Raw genomic sequence first — 18,097 nt, forward strand, 5'->3', positions numbered from 1 at the left:
TTTATATTTATGCCCGTTGCCTTCAAAATGTGGCAGTCTTGACTGCACTTTGAAATACTTTGGGTTTAGTTGTTATGAGTCACAGAATGCAATAGAAAGTTTTACGGCTGCAACACTCAATATGAGATGGAGGAAAGAGCAAGGATGAACTTGCTCTATACTGTAGGCATTCAAAAGACGATATGCTGGTTATTAGTTGTACAGAGAGTGGGTTAGGCGTTTTGCTTTTGCCACTCGGCGTAGCCTCCCGCAACGGAAACCACTTGCTCATAACCCATGGTGAGCAGGCTCTGAGCAGCTAAAGCTGAGCGGCCGCCAGACTGACAGTATAAATAGAAAGGTGCCTGTGTTAGCTGTTGTGCTTTGTCTTTGAGAGCTGGGTGGGCTGCTATCTGGAACTCCAATAGTCCTCTGGGAATATTGATAGCACCGGGGATATGTCCTTTGCTGAATTCTTCTGGCTCGCGAACGTCAATCAGCACTGGCTCGCCTGATAAGCTTTCAGCAAACTGGCTCATGGGTATTTCATTAATTTGTGCTTTGGCCTGAGCGACCAAATCCATCGCAGTAACTGACATAAAGATATCTCCTGTTGATGTGTGTTTTGGACCACAAATGTACTTTGAATTCATGGCAAAATTGTAATTTAGATAATTCTAATATAAACTGCAAGCCAATACTAAAATAATGACGATATTTTTACTATTGTGGCACCCGCAATAGTCTTTGAGGTTGGGGAACCTATTGTATGAAAGAAAAAGTTATTCATTTTTCGTTAAATCACCCTAAATCCATCTACTGGTTAATGTTGCTGTTAACCCTTGGCATCAGTGCCATGATTCCAATGATTCAAATCGATACCGATCCCGAGAATATGTTGTCGTCGGATCAGGCTGATCGTGTTTTTCATAACAAGGTAAAACACCAGTTTCAGTTGCACGACATGATTGTTGTTGGCGCTGTGAATACTCAACATGAACAGGGGATATTTAATGTTAAATCGCTTGCCGCCATCGATGAACTGACCAAAAACATCGTCGCCATCGACGGGGTCATTACTGCGGATCTGATGTCTCTTAGTACCATTGATAATATCGAACAAGCTGGCGTGGGGACGGTTAAATTTGAGTGGATGATGGCGCAACCGCCAACGACAGAAGAGCAAGCATTGGCTATTCGTCAAAAGGTAGAGCGTTTGCCCTTAATGATGGGGACTCTGGTGGCCGAAGATAATAAAGCTACGGCTATTTATGTTCCGATAAAAGATAAAAACGAAAGTTATCGTATTTCGCAAGACATTCAGCAGCATATTGATCAGCTGGATTCTGGGGATCAATATTATATGACGGGACTGCCCGTTGCAGAAGACACCTTTGGTTTTGAAATGTTCGTGCAAATGGGCATCTCGGCACCTTTGGCTGGTGCTTTTATTTTTGCTCTGGTGTGGTGGTTTTTCCGTAGCTTTGTGATGGCTCTGGCACCTATGGCGGTTGCTATGGCAACGGTATTAATGACGATGGGACTGCTTATTGGTAGTGGTTTTACCGTTCATATTATGAGCTCAATGATTGCGATTTTCTTAATGCCGATTGCGGTGGTGGACTCGGTGCATATAATCTCGGAGTTTGCTGATCGATTTAAGCCTGGAGCCGATGTTCGCAAAGTTATTGCAGAAGTGGTGGGGCATTTATTTACTCCCATGCTATACACTTCGATCACCTCGTCAGTGGGCTTTTTCTCTCTCATGTTGACGCCCATACCACCAGTGCAAATTTTTGGCGCTTTTGTTGGACTGGGTATTTTGTTGGCATTTGCTTGGACGATAGTTTATGTACCTGCCTATATCTCACGCATGAGCGATGAACAGTTAATTGCAATGCAGAAGCGCTTGCACGGAACCCAATCCGGTTCTCGCATGCATCGTATATTAAAAGCGACAGGGTTGTTTGCTACTGCCCGTGCAAAACCTTTATTAGTTATTTTTACTGGCGTGTTTGCCATCAGCGTCTGGGGTATTACGCATATTCAAATTAATGATAACCCAGTACGCTGGTTTAAATCAGACCATAAAATTCGCGTGGCTGACCAAGCTTTAAATACCCATTTTTCTGGAACTTATGATGCTTTTCTTACGTTTTCTCTCAGAGCAGAAGCAAAGGAAAGATGGTTAACCAGCATGAATAACTTTGTCGGTAGTCACACCGACTTACTAAACAATCCGTTATTTGCTGAATGGCTGGCGACGACTAAAGAACAAAAAGATTCAACCATAGAAAACGTGTTGCCAGGACTGGAAGATGTGTTAGATGGTGCTCCTGAGCACTTGCAGCCTGCGCTCGAAAGCTTGCTTGAATTGCTAGAAAAAGAATCTTCGGAGCAGCGTTTGTTTACGCAACCTGAGTGGTTAAATTATCTAGCAGGTTTACAACTGAGTCTGCAAAACAGTGGCTATGTAGGCAAGTCTAACTCGGTTGTGGATTTAGTTAAAACAGTGAATCGAGAATTGCGCGATGGTTCTGCCCAGAACTTTGTTGTTCCTGAGAGGCAAGCAGGCGTTGCACAAGCTTTGTTGCAATTTCAATCGTCTCATCGACCTCAGGATCTCTGGCATCTGGTGACGCCAGACTATTCTCAGGGTGTAGTCTGGTTACAATTAAAAAGCGGTGATAATCAGGATATGAGTCAAGTCATGGCTCATGTGGATGCTTATATAGCAAAGCATCCACTACCTGATACTATTGCGATGAAATGGGCTGGCAAAACCTACATTAACTTGATTTGGCAACAGCAGATGGTTGCAGGTATGGCCGACAGTTTGATCAGCGCTTTTGTGGTGGTCTTTATTATGATGGTGGTGCTGTTCCGTTCGCTTATCTTTGGCTTTTTGGCGATGCTGCCATTATCAATTACCATCACTTTTATTTATGGACTGATAGGATGGATTGGCAAAGATTATGACATGCCGATTGCCGTTTTATCAGCGCTCACCTTAGGGCTGTCGGTAGACTTTGCGATTCACTTTTTGGAGCGCGCACGCAGTCTTTATCGTCAAACACAAAGTTTTTCAGCAACCATCAATGCCATGTTTACCGAGCCTGCTACAGCCATTACACGTAATGCCATTGTGATAGCCATTGGCTTTACACCCTTGTTGTTAGCACCTCTGGTTCCTTACATCACGGTTGGAATATTTTTGGCAACCATCATGGCCGTATCGGCATTGGTGACTCTGGTTGCACTGCCAGCTGTGTTAACGGTGTTTAAATCTATATTGGCTCGTTAGATAACAGGAGAATATAGCCATGTTAAAACGTTTTTTCGATGGGCAAAAATGGCTGCTGTGTCTTCTATTGGTTCAATCTATTGCTCATGCCGAATTGACGGTAGAGCAAATTATAGAAGCCGCCAATGCTGCCAGTTATTACCCTGGTGATGATGCTCGTGCCGAAGCCAGAATGAAAATCGTTGATGCACAAGGACGCAAACAGATGCGTCAATTTATGATGTTGCGTCAGGATGTTGAAGAACAAGGTGCACAAAATTTTATGGTGGTCTTTTCGCGTCCTGCGGATGTAAAAGGCACTGTTTTGTTAGTTAACAAGCATATCGATAAGGATGATGACCGCTGGTTGTATTTGCCTGGGCTGGATTTGGTGAAGCGAATTGCGGCTGGGGATAAGCGAACCAGCTTTGTTGGCTCACACTTTTTCTATGAAGATGTATCTGGTCGTTTGCCCAGTTATGATCATCATCAGTTAACGGGGAACGACGAACAACACTATATATTACGTAGCGAACCTAAGGCCGATCAGCAAGTGGCCTTTGCGCATTACGTTTCTAAGATAAACAAGCAGACGATGTTGCCTGACGAAGTGGTTTATTTTAATGACAAGGGTAAGGCGTATCGAAAAGTAGAAATTGTACAAACCAAAAACATTGATGGGTTTAATACCGTGACTGCTGCTAAAGTCAGTGACCTGATAAGTGGCGCTTATACTCAAATTCAATTTCGTCACATTAAGTATAACCTTGAGATTCCTTCAACTATCTTTTCTGAACGTTCGTTACGTAATCCTCCGGCAAAATGGTTGAAGCGATGACTCAGAGCTTTCGGCTTTCATGTGTAGCCATATTATGTTGTTTGTCTGGTGTTGTTGCTGCCCAATCAGCCGATGATGATTGGGACGATGATTGGGGAGACTCAGAAGAGCAAAGCCCCTGGACCTGGAGCGGCTTTGTAGAGGCAGCCCAAGGTCGATGGTTAGACAGTCAACCGACCAGCGGTCCAATGCAAGAGTGGCGGGCTTATCTGGATCTTGGATATGAGCAAGAGGTTTTCCGTTTTCAAATAAAGACGGAAGCGCTCTATGACTCTTTTACCGACGAAAAAGAAGGACGCTTGCGCGAAGCTTGGCTGCAAACAGCGCTTGGAGAGCAGTGGGAGTTGAAGGTTGGGCGTCAGGTTATATCCTGGGGAACAGGCGATTTATTATTTTTAAATGATTTGTTTCCTAAAAGCTGGCCTTCTTATTTGAATGGTCGAGACGATGTTTACTTAAAACAATCCGTTGATGGTATTCGCATTCATTATTATGGTGAAGCTGTCAATTTGGATGCGGTTTGGATGCCACGTTTTGAACCCGATGAATTTTTACGTGGACAGCGATTCCCTTTATATTTGCCGTCTTCTCAAAGTGTTGGCTTTATCGACCCGCCATTGTCTGCCTTTTTACCGCCAGAACATGAAGATGACGGTGAACTGGCTTTGCGAGTATTTGCGAATCTGGGTTCGTTAGAATGGTCTCTTTTTGCTTACAATGGCTTTTTTAAATCGCCAACAGGATTCGATCAACAAGGCCGATTAATACATTACCCGATGCACTCTCTTGGCGCATCCGTGAGAGACAATTTGGCGGGAGGGCTCGTTAGCGCTGAAGTAGTGCATTATGTGAGTAAAGAAGACAAAGAGGGGACTGATCCCTTGATACCCAATTCTGAGTCGCGCTTGTTATTGTCTTATGAAAAACAAATTGCGAATCAAACCACTTTATCTTCACAGCTTTATTTTGAACGTACTCATCAATATGATGCATTGCTAGCGCATTCGTTGCAACCACAGCAGGAGAGCGATGCGTGGCAGCGTATGGTGACTGTCAGGTTGGTGCATCTTGCTTTAATGCAGTCGCTTGAGACGAATCTTATGGCGTTTTATAGCATGGCCGATGATGATTATCACTGGCGTCTAAAAATGACCTATCGAATGAACGATCAGTGGCAACTCAGTGGTGGTGGCTATTGGTTTGGTGGTAAACAGGCGTCAACGTTTTTTGGACAGCTAGATTCCAGCGATCATCTTTGGTTACGAGTGAGATATCGTTTTGACTAGTCAGTGCTTGAGTTGTCGGTCTGGCAGTAAGTTTTATGTAATAACGCAATGATATCTGCCGCAAGGCCGTTGGCCAGAGAGTAATAAATAGTTTGAGATTCTCGCCGTGTTGCTACCAGGCCATCGTTTCTGAGTACCGCTAAGTGTTGCGATAAAGCCGATTGGCTTAAGGGGACACGTTGATTGAGTTGAGAGACCGAAAGCTCTTCGTTGTTTAGCATACACAGTATGAGCAAACGGCTTTCATTGGCTAAAGCTTTTAAAAAGCGGCTAGCTTCGGAGGCGTGTTGATTCAGTTGGTTATCGGCTAGTTCTAGAGATGTCATTATTATAATAGCTGCTCGACAAACGTGGTCTGGGGTAGGACAATTATAACATAGATTCTATGGCTTGCTATGCTCTTGATCACAAAGTAAAGGATATAAACATGCCAATAAAAGTTGAAAACTTTTATCATCAGGCGTCAGGTACTTTGACCTACATCGTCATCGACCAGGCGACCTCTCATTGCGCGGTTATTGATTCCTGTCTGGATTTCGATATGGCGTCAGGTGTTGTTTCGACGCAATCTGCGCAACAACTTGTTGACTATATCGATAAACATAAATTAGTTTGCGATTGGATTTTAGAAACCCATGCGCACGCTGATCACCTCACGGCTGCCCAATTTTTAAAAGACAAGTTGGGGGCTAAAGTTGCTATCGGCGAGGGGATTACGCAGGTTCAAAAAAATTTCCGAGCCGTTTTTAATCTTGGGGACCAGTTTGCGGTCGATGGATCGCAATTTGATCATTTATTTATGGACAACGAAGAATTTTTTATTGGTGAAACCCGCTGTCGTGTTATTCATGTGCCAGGTCATACTAACGACAGTGTGGCTTATCATATTGAGCAATCTGTTTTTGTGGGTGATACATTGTTTATGCCTGACTTAGGGAGTGCCCGATGCGACTTTCCGGGTGGAGATGCGGGAGAGTTGTTTAGAAGTATTCAGCGTTTGTATCAATTACCCGATGATACTCAACTTTTTATGTGCCACGATTATCCTCCACAAGGAGGAGACGCTCGTCATCTTGTGAGCGTATTACAACAAAAGAATGAAAATAAACAGATCCGTAAAGACACGTCAAAAGAAGACTACATTCAGGCTCGTGAACAACGTGACCAAGAGTTGGCGGTTCCCAAATTATTGTATCCCGCATTGCAGGTTAATATTTGTGCTGGACACCTTCCTGCGAAAGATGAAAGCGATCAGATATTTTTGAAAATTCCTGTCACTATTGGTACCGACTCGATGCGTTAAAAAAGCATGGTCAGGAGCTTGCTTTGACACAGCTCGCTACGACGGTGTCTTGGCAAAGTTGTTGTTTCAAAGAGTGATAAATTATCCAATAGTTGATAGCTAAGCTGGGCGTAGGTTTAAGTTTGTTAATAAAACACTCTAGGCTGCTCATAGATAAAGCAAGGTTTTGCTACAAAAATGATATTGAACCGCAGCTTTTGTTGATTCAGAATATCAACGAAAGATCACCATACTAAATTGACATTGAAATCTTCTTTCGCGTCTACTTTAAGTGAGCGGTTATGTTTAACAAGTGTCTAACATCTGATGATGGTGGTCTGAGAGAATAGCGAGTTTATGATAATTCCTTGGCAAGATATCAGCGCCGATGCGCTGGAAAATTTGATTAAAGAATACATCTATCGAGAACTGGAAGAACACCAGGCCGATAATATGAACCTTGAGCAGTGGATAGAACAAATTAAGCTCCAGTTGAAGCAGAAGCAAATTGTGGTTGAATGGAGCGAGCTGACAGAGACGGTTAATCTGGTTCCAATCGATAAATATCAATCTTGAGAGATAGAGCCCTTAAATTGCGATATTTCTGGGCTGGAACTTTCTCAGAGGAGGCGAGTCTGAGTACTAGTAGCCTGTGATTATACCTAAACAATACAGTGGTTTATTGAATACACTTGAAAGTGAGTGACTGAGTACCCATCTTCTTTATTATGATTCCAGTGGTATTTTTAAACTCCTTTTGAGATTAATTGTCTCAAATCGACATTTCGTTAAGTTAATTTGCACTTTTTTTGCGATATTTCGGCTTGAAGCTTCGATTTTCGCTAACTATTATGATAATAGTATGGCAGAATTAGTTGGCCACGCAGTGAAAGTACTATAAAGGGAACTTATATCTGCGTTAAAAAGGCTTAGTTCGGATGCGTATTTAAATACCTAAAATAGACAGCTTAATTGTATTTCGATATTGATATAAATACGAAGAATTTTAAGAACAGTACTATGTTTTGCTGCAAAAACACTGTTTATATACCGTGAGTTTGCTAAAACAATTGTGGTTTCAATGAGTTAAAATTACAATTGCAGTCGATCAACACTCTAACCCCAATGGAGTAGGACGAAAGTTTATTATGTTAACAAGTCATGAATTAATGGTTGCGAACAAGAAACGCCGCACCCCAAATGCTAACGGAAATCGTCAGCAGGCGTATGATGGCAATCAAAATAACAATGGCAACGGCGAAGGGTTTAACAACAACTACGGCCGTGGCCAGAATCAGGGAGGATATAATCAGTCCCAAGGTGGCTACAACAACCAACAGGGCGGTTATAACAACCAGCAAGGCGGTGGGTATAATAACCAGCGTCAAGGTGGTTACCAAAACAACCAGAACCAGGGCGGCGGTTATCACAACCAACGCCAAGGCGGGTATAATAACCAGCAGCGCCAGGGCGGTTATCAGAATAACCATCAAGGCGGCGGGTATAATAACCAGCAGCGTCAGGGTGGTTACCAGAATAATCATCAGGGTGGCGGTTATAACAACAACCAGCGCCAGGGTGGTTATCAAAACAACCAAAATCAGGGCGGCGGTTATAACAATAATTACCAGCAAGGTGGTTATAATAACCAGCAGGGCGGCTATCAGAATCGTCAAAACAATCGCCATAATAACCAGCAGAATTTCCGTCAACAAAACAACTTCAATCATCCTAATAATGCGCGTCAGCATGAGCCTTATGAAGAAGAGTTTGACGAAAGCAAAACTTATGCTGGAACTGTTCAGAATTACTACCGCGAGAAGGGCTACGGCTTTATTCGTTCAGATGATTTCTCTGCACCGCTTTTCTTCCATTACTCAGAGATTCAGCTGGATGGCTTTAAATACCTTATTAAGCAGCAGAATGTGGAATTTAAAGCACGCGTAACTGACGATGGTAAGTTGCAAGCTATTCAGGTGACTCCAACAGAGTTGGCACCTACGCAACAGCGCAAGATTTTTAATAAAGAATCGTAAGCCTCGCGACCGATACCTCATTAAGTGTTTTGAATGACACTTAAGTGATAAGACAGAGCTGAGGTATCACTGTTTCGTAAAAATTAAAGGGCGGTTGCCCTTTAATTTTGCTTTATTATATTTGCCTAGGCGAATATAATGCCTTCCATGAATTATCAAGAAACCAGTCAATTCTTTAAAGCCTTGTCTGAACCTGTCAGGGTGAAGTTGCTGTTATTGCTGTCATTAACGCCGACCCTGTGCGTCTGTGATTTGGTAGAAATATGTGACTTGCCCCAGAGTGTGGTCTCCCGGCATCTGGCCTATTTGCGTAAGCACAATCTTTTATGCTCAGCCAAACGCGGCTTATGGGTTTTTTATGAATTGAATACTCAACACCCCTTACTTTCTCAGATACTCACTATTTGTCGCTCACAGTGTACGGATGTGTTTGAGCTTGAGAAACGATTACAGCAAATAGATACCACCCAGTCACGTTGCTGACAGGGTTTTTATTGATCAGGAGATTGAACTGATGACAATTAGAGTTGCGATTAATGGATTTGGCCGTATGGGACGTCTTGCTTTGCGAGCTGCCTGGGATTGGCCTGAGATTGAGTTTGTACACATCAATGAAGTCGCCTGTGGCTCTGAGACAGCGGCTCACCTATTAAAATTTGACTCGGTGCATGGCCAATGGCAACCAGAAGTATCGAGTGAAGAGGATGCCATCATTATTGATGGGAAAAAGATTTCCTACAGTCAGAACAAACCATTAGAAGCTACCGATTGGCAGTCAATGAACCTTGATGTCATGATTGAGTGCACTGGTAAATTTAAAACGACGCCTGCTTTACAGCCTTATTTCGAACAAGGTATTCCACGAGTTTTGGTGTCTGCGCCAGTCAAAGATGGTCCCTTAAATGTGGTTATGGGTGTTAATGATCATTTGTATGATCCTCAACAACACAAAATTATTACCGCGGCTTCTTGCACCACTAACTGCCTGGCACCCGTGGTTAAAGTATTGCAGGATTCTTTAAAGATCAAACACGGTTCCATGACCACTATCCATGACATCACTAATACTCAGAGTATTCTCGATCAACCGCACAAAGATTTGCGTCGGGCTCGAGCAAGTAGCATGTCATTGATTCCAACATCAACGGGGTCTGCTACAGCCATCACTCATATTTTTCCTGAGCTGACAGGCAAACTTAATGGTGTCGCTGTTCGAGTGCCTTTAGCAAATGCCTCAATTACTGATTGTGTATTCGAAGTGGAACGCGCCACTACGGTTGAAGAAGTGAATCAACTGATGAAGCAGGCTTCCGAAACTACATTAAAAGGTGTGTTGGGTTATGAGGAGCGTCCATTAGTATCCGTTGATTACACCGACGATACGCGTTCTGGTATTGTTGATGCGCCATCCACCATGGTTATTAACGATACTCAGGTAAAACTGTTGGTTTGGTATGACAACGAAGTCGGCTATGTCCATCGAATGATGGAATTGGCGAAAAAAATAGGTTCAATGGACAAGTAACATCGTAAGAAGGCTTTTATTTTGAACAGCGCTATTCGCCAGTATTTAACGATTACTGGCAATTATTGGGTGTTTACAGTAACGGATGGTGCATTACGACTGCTGGTTGTATTGCACTTTCATGCATTAGGCTACTCTGCACTCGAGATCGCCTCTTTGTTTTTGTTCTATGAGTTCTTTGGTGTAGTAACGAATCTAATGGGGGGATTGTTGGCTGCAAGAATGGGCCTTAATCGCACCATGCAGATTGGCACTTTGCTGCAAGTTATGGCATTGGCAATGCTGGCTGTAAATCCAGAGTGGCTATCAGTATTTTATGTGATGTGCGCTCAAGCCTTGTCGGGTATCGCCAAGGATCTCAACAAAATGAGTGCTAAGAGCAGCATTAAGTTGTTAGCCGTGTCTGATGATCAATCGTCATTATATCGCTGGGTTGCCATATTAACGGGATCAAAGAACGCCCTTAAAGGCGCTGGATTTTTTGTTGGTGCTTTGTTGCTATCGACGGTTGGGTTTAGTGGTGCGCTATACAGCATGAGCTCTGTTTTGTTGTTAAGTTTCATTGTGTCATCCATATTGCTGACCTCCGAGCTCGGTAAAACAGAATTTAAACCCAAATTCACTCAGATATTTTCGAAGAGTCGCGCGATTAATCAGTTGTCTGCTGCTCGCTTCTTTCTCTTTGGCGCTCGTGACGTCTGGTTTGTGGTGGCCGTTCCAGTTTTTTTGCAAGCTCAGTTAAACTGGTTACCAACCGAAGTGGGCACATTAATGGCTTGTTGGGTGATTGGTTATGGCATTATTCAGGCGTCAGCACCCAAAATAACGGGATACAATAAACAGCAACTTCCAGATGGCCGAGCTGCACTTAAATGGGCCATGCTATTAACTGTGATTCCAGCGGCTATGGCCATTGCTCTCGGTACGGATTGGCCCGCCAATTGGGTTTTAATCATTGGATTAATGGTATTTGGTGCTGTTTTTGCGATTAATTCGTCGCTGCACTCCTTTTTAATAGTGGATTATGCCAGTAGCGACAGGGTGTCTTTGGACGTTGGTTTTTATTATATGGCGAATGCGGCAGGGCGTTTAGCAGGAACCTTATTGTCGGGTGCGGTGTATGTTCATTATGGCTTGGCAGCCTGTTTGTGGGTGTCCGCTGCCTTTATTGCTACAACCAGCGCGATTTCTTTAGGTTTACCCTCAAGAAATAATCGTTTGGCCTAATAATAAGCTTCTTTATATCCATAGATTATGTAATACTTGACATTCGCAGTTCTCTAAATGAGAATGTCTATCATTTAGTTTGTAATACGAGATTTGAGAAGTAGATCTTATGTCGAGTTTTGGCCAGCAAAGTGTTTTAAGTGTCCACCATTGGAATGACACCCTGTTTAGCTTTTCTACTACCCGTGATCCGGGTTTTCGTTTTCGCAATGGCGAGTTTGTCATGATTGGTTTAGAAGTTGAAAATAAACCATTGATGCGCGCTTATAGTATTGCCAGTGCAAATTACGAAGAGCATCTGGAATTTTTCAGTATTAAGGTTCAGGACGGCGCTTTAACTTCTCGCCTACAGCACTTACAACCTGGCGATAAGGTTCTTATTAGTCGCAAGCCAACAGGTACTCTGGTAATGGATGATTTGTCTCCTGCCAAAAACTTGTACTTGCTATCAACGGGCACTGGCTTGGCACCTTTTATGAGTGTTATTCGTGACCCAGAGACCTACGAGCGTTTCGAAAAAGTGATTTTGTGCCACGGTGTTCGTTATGTGAATGAACTGTCTTATCAGGAATACATCACCAGCACCTTACCAAATCACGAGTTTTTAGGTGATCTCATTGGCGATAAACTGGTGTACTACCCAGCAGTAACCCGTGAGCCCTACAAAACACAAGGGCGCCTTACACAGTTAATTGAGAGTGGACAGCTTGCAAAAGATATTGGTTTGCCTGATCTCAATCCAGAAACTGACCGCGTTATGGTCTGTGGCAGCCCTGCAATGCTTGAAGACACTTGCCGTATGCTTGATGCGCGCGGTTTTCAAATTAGCCCTAAAATGGGCATACAAGGTGACTACGTTATTGAGCGTGCCTTTGTAGAGCGTTAATTCCTTTGTTCTATCCTGTTCGACTTCGTCAAACTCCTGTCGAAGTCGACTGGTTTAGTTTCTTCTCTTTCCAAACATCTTGTCTTTTTATTCAAAATATTGCGTTTAGAAATATTTTATACCTCTATTAAATCCATACTGGTTTGTTAACGATTGTCTTCGGCATTTTTTGCGGGTAGCAGCTATCACAGGCCCAGGCTGTTGCTCATTCTCTGATTCATTTAAATTCTTTACATAAGCTCGATTGCTATTGAACAGGGGATTTTGTTGTCAGTTTAATCGTCTATTGTCTATCTTTTAATGCATGGTTGTTTTTTATCGAGCTAAGTTTGTGTCTACTCGGTGGTTAAAATAAAACGATAAATTTAAAAGGAAGCATGTTCAATGCTCGCTCAATTATTTAAAAGTAATAGTCTGGGACGCAGACTCATCGTCTACTTTTTAATATGCTCATGGCTGCCATTAATTATTTCTTCCTATTATAACTTTTCTTCGGCTAGCGTTGCCTTGGAACAAGTCGAACGAAAACGCCTGGATACCTATCTTAATACCTATACTCGAGATATTCAGAAGCGAATGGATGATCTTGGCAAAATCGTTGGAGCAAAAATTGAGTCGCCCGATCTAATACAACAGGTGAGTGCGTTGAATGCAAAGCGCGCCGATTTTGATTCTTTAAGAGCTTTTACTCAATCCTTTGCCTGGGCTGAGCTTGATGATCAATATGGCAATCACTTGCGGCAGTTTGCCTTTCACTTTGCCTTTTATGATGTCATGTTGATTGGAACCGAAGGGGATATTCTTTTTACAATAAGACAGAATGATGAGCTGGGGAAAAATATCTTCAATATGCCGGCAAGCGGCAAAAACATATCGCTGGCATTTCAGCGGGCACTGAGCAGTGATCGGCTGGAGTTTTCGGATATTGTTCATTATGAGCCTGCAAAAAAGAAGCCGCTGGCGTTTTTTGTTCGGGGCATTTTGGATGATTATGGCAAAAAGCAGGGGACCATTGCTATTTCAATCCCTGCTGGAGACGTGTTCCGTTCTCGGTTACAACAAGAAGATCTGGTTACCTATATTGTAGGGGAGGATCTGGTGCTCCGTTCCTATCAAGGTATCGAAGGTCATCAGACTTTTGACTATGATCCCAATAATCCATCGCCTATTATCCAACAGTGGTTGCGAGACGGCGAGACTGCTTTGTTTGAGGGAAGTTATTTAGGTTATCAGAATAAAGATGTTATTGGTGAGTTAAAGCCTCTAGATGTATTGGGTGTCAAAGTCGGTGTGATTGCTGAAGTCGAAGAGGCTAAGGCTCTGGCGCGTATCGAACCCATCAAAACAACATCATTGAGTGTATTAACCATTGCGTCATTGCTGGTATTGGTTCTGGCGATCTTATTGTCTTTGAGAATTGTCAGACCTATCCGCATTATGACGGAATGGGGTGATGAGTTATCGCAAGGCAAACTCGAAAACAAAGAGGTTCGTTCTTCATACCTAGAGATACGCCAGTTATATAATGCCTTCACGAATATTTTGTTTTCTTTTCGAGAAGTAACCAATACCTGCGAAAACATAGCGAAAGGCAACACCAATGTAAAAGTGGTTGCGCGGGGAACTGACGATGCTTTGTTGTCTTCGTTGATGTCGATGCGCGACACTCTTAAAGTAGTTGTTGAGCGGGCTAATTTAATATCTGAAGGCAACTATGAGGTGCATATTCAGCCAAACAGTAACGATGACCACCTTTCTAAAGCTATTAATAATATGAGTGATAACTTAAGGCATCTGGAAGCCGAAAATAGTCGTAAACAATGGTTAGAAGAAAGTCGAGCTAATTTGCTTGAAACCATGGGGGGCGATAATGCCCTGGAAGATTTATGCAGTGAAATTACTGCCTATCTGGTAAAGCAAAGTGATGCCTCCATTGGTGTCATGTATGTGGCAGAGGATGAAGACTATCGGTTGGTTGGAAGCTACGCCTATTCATTTAGAAAAGACCCTCGCATGGTGATTCGCAAAGGCGAAGGCTACATTGGCCAAGCCATATTGGAGAAAAAATATTTCGTACTGCAAGACTTGCCTGAAGATTATTGCTTTTTATCTTCTGGTGTAGGTTATACACCCATCACATCAAGTCTGATATTGCCTCTTGCTTACAATGATAATGTTGTGGGGGTTTTGGAGTTAGGGTTTCGTAACGAGATAGACTCACGTACTTTATCTTTTTTGAAATCTGTAGCCGAAAGTATTGCTGTCGCTCTGGATTCTTCTATTACTCGTTATCAACTCACAAGAACAATCAGCAAAGTTCAGCAACAGGCGCAGGATTTAGAAGAACAGAAACATCAGCTGAGTCTTACTAACGAAAAAATGTCGGAGCAAACCGTTAAGTTGCAAGAGTCTGAGCTCAAGTTAAAGCGCAAACACGAAGAGTTAGAAAGTAATAATATTAAGCTGCAAGAACAAACCGAACAACTTAGAAGTTCAGAAGAAGCGCTACAGGTGCAAAAAGAAGAGCTGCGAGCGACTAACGAGCAGCTAGAAGAAAAGGCAAGGGCATTAACAGATAAAACGGTACTGATCGAAAAACAAAACAATGAGCTAGAAAAAGCCAAAGACAGCCTAACACTTCGTACCAAAGAGCTAGAAAAGTCCAGCCGTTACAAGTCAGAGTTTTTGGCCAATATGTCTCACGAGCTACGTACTCCACTCAACAGTATTCTGTTACTGTCAGAAACGCTCGCGACTAATCGCAGTAAGAATCTATCGGGTAGCGATATCGAATCACTAAAAATTATTAATCGCAGTGGTAGTGATTTGCTGCATATTATCAATGATATTTTAGATTTATCCAAAGTCGAAGCTGGAAAGCTCGAAGTGGTTATAGAGCCGATTGAGCTTGAAGAGCTTTTGAATGAGTTGCATAGTACTTTCCAGGCGGATGCCGAGAAGAAATCACTGGCATTTAACTTTGAAATAAAAAATGGATGTCCGACATCTATTAATAGTGACCGACAACGAATCAAACAGGTTATGAAGAACCTGCTTTCTAACGCCATAAAATTCACTTCCGAAGGCAGTATCGATGTAACCTGTCGACCTGATGAACGTGAACTTTATGGTGAAGGGATTACCATCGATGTTGCCGATAGCGGTATTGGGATCGCTAAAGAAAAAATTGCGCTGATTTTTAAAGCCTTTAAGCAAGCTGATGGCTCGATCAGCCGACAGTTTGGTGGCACTGGGCTGGGGCTTTCTATTTGTAAGAACCTACTTGAATTGTTAAATGGTGACATCACGGTTGAGAGTACGCCAGGAGAAGGCAGCCGATTCAGTATTTTTATCCCCGAGAGTATTGATGCATCGAGTGTGATATTCACTCCTGTCAATGAGCCCACCGAAGTGCTTATTACCAGCAAGCCAGAACGAGAGATTGCGCAAGAAAAACATGACATTTCCGACTCTAATATTGAAATCGCACCCGAGCCAAAATCTGAGCCCAATCCTGAGTCTGAAGTAGAATCACCAACACCCATCAATGGTCATTGTATTTGCCGATTCCTGGTTGTTGAGGACGACGAAAGAACTACCAAAGCGATGAGAAAAGCCATCGGTCATTTGCCTGCCGACTTTGAATATGTGAATACCGGAAAAGAGGGGTTACGACGACTCGTTACTCAGCATTATGATGGTTTGGTCCTTGACTTGGGATTACCCGACCTACTGGGGGTTGATCTGCTAACCAAACTGGAGAAGTTGAAAAGCTCTTTACCTGAGCACATTCTTATTTATAGTGCTCAAGAGATGGATAAAGATACTTATCAAAGATTACGTTCTTTTAGTAATACACTCATTGTTAAAGGAAAAGATGCCTCCCAGCGTTTGATTGAAGAATTATCGACTTGCATCACATCGATATGTGATAGCAAAAAAGACTCAGGCAGTGAGCAAAAAATTCCTGGCATATCACTATTGTCAGGAAAAAAAGTGCTATTGGTTGATGATGACCTCCGAAACAGTTTTGCTTTAAGTAAAGAGCTGAAGGAGCAGGGGTTAATTGTCGACATCGCAGAAAATGGTCGTACTGCGGTCGAGAAAGTGGAGGCGATGAAAGACTTCGACATAGTTTTGATGGATATTATGATGCCTGTCATGGACGGTTATGAGGCAACTATGAATATTCGACAAAAACTAAAGTTCGAAGAGCTGCCCATTATTGCTCTTACTGCGAATGCGTTGCCCGATGACCGACAAAGGTGTATCGATTCTGGTGCTAGCGATTATCTATCGAAACCCGTGAATATCAAGCAGTTACTTTCTGTTATGCAGGTATGGCTCAACCATGATTGAAGACTATCAACTTGAGGAGCTCGAGGTTTCCTTAGTACTACAAACGTTACAGAAATGCACAGGAGTTGATTTTTCGGATTACGCAAAATCTTCAATGTTGCGGCGGTTAACCGATGTTAAGGACAGCCATGGTTTTGCTAACATTGCCGACTTTATTGTGCCTATCTTGCATCAACCAGGCTTTGCCCATCAACTTCATCAAGCTTTATCCATTACTGCAACCGAAGCATTTCGTTTTCCTTATGCTTTTATCCAAATTAAGGAAGCGGTTATTCCAGCGCTAAAGACCTATCCATTTGTTAAGATATGGCATGCCGGTTGTTCGACAGGAGAAGAAGTTTATTCTCTCGCTATCCTATTAAAAGAAGAGGGCTTGTTAGAGAGAGTTCAAATCTACGCAACGGACTACAATGAGACGGTATTGGAAAAAGCGAAACAGGGGTGTTTTGATAGTCGAGACATAGAAAAATATGAAAATAATTATCAGCAATCAGGAGGGCGCTTAAAGTTCTCAGATTATTACCATATAGAGGGTGAAGCTGCCTTTTTTGATAAAGAGTTATCAGAGAACGTATTGTTTTCTTGTCACAATCTGGTTACTGATGGTTGCTTTGGCGAAATGCACTTTATTTTGTGCCGCAATGTCTTTATTTATTTTAATCGAAATCTTCAGGATAGAGTCCTTGGCTTATTTTATGAGAGTCTGGTTTCGCGCGGTTTTTTGTGTCTGGGAGACAAAGAAAGCCTGGCATTTTCTGAACTCAAAGAAGCATTTGAAGAAGTCAATATTAAGGCCAGACTGTTTCGAAAACAACCTGTTGAGGTCAGCTCTTGATTATTATCGGAGCTTCAGCAGGTGGCGCTAAGCTACTTAAAGCGATGTTAGCGGAAATACCCGTTAATACCCGGCAGAGTTTTTGTGTGGTACTGCATAGAAGTGAAAGCTGTGAACAAAGCTACGCAGAGTTGCTAAAAGATGCTTGCTTGTTGCCTGTTTATGAGCCAGAGGACAAGCAGGCTGTTGTCGAAGGCTGTGTTTACATTGCTGGTTCTCGCTACCATTTGCTATTCGAAAACAAAAATGAGTTTGCCTTATCGGTAGAACAGCCGATTTGTTATTCCAGGCCTTCTATTGATGTGTTGTTTAGTAGTGCTGCCCGAGTTTATCGACAGGAGCTGATTGCAATTGTACTTAGCGGTAATAACGCAGATGGCAGTAATGGCTGCAAAGAAGTGATTCGACATGGCGGACAAGTCTGGGTGCAATCGCCACTGGAGGCTGAGTTTCCGGTCATGCCTTCATCGGCGATTGATGCGATTGATGAGTGCATGGTGTTAACCGTTGAACAAATAATTAAGCGTCTGAAGAAGACGGTTTAGAAATAGGTTTGTTGAG

15 protein-coding genes are annotated in these 18,097 nt (G+C 42.7%); 13 read left to right on the top strand and 2 right to left on the bottom strand.

Features of this window, described 5'->3' with window-relative positions:
• Positions 1 to 212 precede the first annotated feature (212 nt).
• Complete coding sequence (locus NH399_RS07560) at positions 213 to 578, bottom strand: rhodanese-like domain-containing protein (protein ID WP_253038311.1); 366 nt, start codon at positions 576 to 578, stop codon at positions 213 to 215.
• 170 nt (positions 579 to 748) lie between these two features.
• Between NH399_RS07560 and NH399_RS07565 the strand changes: the two genes are divergently transcribed.
• From NH399_RS07565 to NH399_RS07575, 3 genes are read left to right on the top strand one after another with little or no spacing between them, the layout of a single operon-like run.
• Positions 749 to 3,283, top strand: a complete 2,535-nt coding sequence (locus tag NH399_RS07565; RefSeq protein WP_253038312.1) for an RND family transporter — start codon at positions 749 to 751, stop codon at positions 3,281 to 3,283.
• Positions 3,284 to 3,302: 19 nt separating this feature from the next.
• Positions 3,303 to 4,100, top strand: coding sequence for an outer membrane lipoprotein-sorting protein (locus NH399_RS07570; RefSeq protein ID WP_253038313.1), 798 nt, complete (start codon positions 3,303 to 3,305; stop codon positions 4,098 to 4,100).
• Positions 4,097 to 5,386: a hypothetical protein gene (locus tag NH399_RS07575; protein WP_253038314.1), complete on the top strand. Its 1,290-nt coding sequence runs from the start codon at positions 4,097 to 4,099 to the stop codon at positions 5,384 to 5,386. The genes NH399_RS07570 and NH399_RS07575 overlap by 4 nt, the downstream gene beginning before the upstream one ends.
• Here NH399_RS07575 and NH399_RS07580 read toward each other — a convergent pair.
• A complete protein-coding gene (locus NH399_RS07580) occupies positions 5,383 to 5,712 on the bottom strand; it encodes a metalloregulator ArsR/SmtB family transcription factor (RefSeq protein WP_253038320.1) in 330 nt (109 codons plus the stop codon). The two genes, NH399_RS07575 and NH399_RS07580, sit on opposite strands and share 4 nt — an antisense overlap.
• A 101-nt stretch (positions 5,713 to 5,813) precedes the next feature.
• On the opposite strand from NH399_RS07580, the gene NH399_RS07585 reads away from it, so the two are divergent.
• From NH399_RS07585 to NH399_RS07630, 10 genes are all read left to right on the top strand, one after another.
• A complete protein-coding gene (locus NH399_RS07585) occupies positions 5,814 to 6,689 on the top strand; it encodes an MBL fold metallo-hydrolase (protein ID WP_253038322.1) in 876 nt (291 codons plus the stop codon).
• A 336-nt stretch (positions 6,690 to 7,025) separates the two neighbouring features.
• The gene (locus NH399_RS07590) at positions 7,026 to 7,244 is read left to right on the top strand and encodes a YheU family protein (RefSeq protein ID WP_253038324.1); all 219 of its coding nucleotides are present in this window, start codon (positions 7,026 to 7,028) and stop codon (positions 7,242 to 7,244) included.
• A 572-nt stretch (positions 7,245 to 7,816) separates the two neighbouring features.
• Positions 7,817 to 8,704, top strand: coding sequence for a cold shock domain-containing protein (locus NH399_RS25740; protein ID WP_305885091.1), 888 nt, complete (start codon positions 7,817 to 7,819; stop codon positions 8,702 to 8,704).
• Positions 8,705 to 8,842: 138 nt separating this feature from the next.
• Complete coding sequence (locus NH399_RS07600) at positions 8,843 to 9,187, top strand: helix-turn-helix transcriptional regulator (protein WP_253038326.1); 345 nt, start codon at positions 8,843 to 8,845, stop codon at positions 9,185 to 9,187.
• A 31-nt stretch (positions 9,188 to 9,218) separates the two neighbouring features.
• Positions 9,219 to 10,229, top strand: coding sequence for an ArsJ-associated glyceraldehyde-3-phosphate dehydrogenase (locus tag NH399_RS07605; protein ID WP_253038339.1), 1,011 nt, complete (start codon positions 9,219 to 9,221; stop codon positions 10,227 to 10,229).
• 21 nt (positions 10,230 to 10,250) lie between these two features.
• On the top strand, positions 10,251 to 11,456 hold the full coding sequence (arsJ, locus tag NH399_RS07610; RefSeq protein WP_253038350.1) for an organoarsenical effux MFS transporter ArsJ: 1,206 nt from the start codon (positions 10,251 to 10,253) through the stop codon (positions 11,454 to 11,456).
• A gap of 109 nt (positions 11,457 to 11,565) precedes the next feature.
• Complete coding sequence (locus tag NH399_RS07615) at positions 11,566 to 12,342, top strand: ferredoxin--NADP reductase (protein ID WP_253038352.1); 777 nt, start codon at positions 11,566 to 11,568, stop codon at positions 12,340 to 12,342.
• Between the two features lie 384 nt (positions 12,343 to 12,726).
• A complete protein-coding gene (locus NH399_RS07620; RefSeq protein WP_253038353.1) occupies positions 12,727 to 16,701 on the top strand; it encodes a response regulator in 3,975 nt (1,324 codons plus the stop codon).
• Positions 16,694 to 17,536 (top strand): protein-glutamate O-methyltransferase CheR, encoded by an 843-nt coding sequence (locus tag NH399_RS07625; protein ID WP_253038354.1) that lies wholly within the window; start codon positions 16,694 to 16,696, stop codon positions 17,534 to 17,536. Before NH399_RS07620 ends, NH399_RS07625 begins: the two co-directional genes overlap by 8 nt.
• Positions 17,533 to 18,081 carry a chemotaxis protein CheB gene (locus NH399_RS07630; RefSeq protein ID WP_253038355.1) on the top strand — a complete coding sequence of 183 codons (549 nt, stop codon included), beginning with the start codon at positions 17,533 to 17,535 and terminating at the stop codon, positions 18,079 to 18,081. Before NH399_RS07625 ends, NH399_RS07630 begins: the two co-directional genes overlap by 4 nt.
• Positions 18,082 to 18,097: the final 16 nt, after the last annotated feature.

This window comes from Pleionea sp. CnH1-48, from assembly GCF_024124665.1.
GTDB lineage: Bacteria > Pseudomonadota > Gammaproteobacteria > Enterobacterales > Kangiellaceae > JAMXSB01.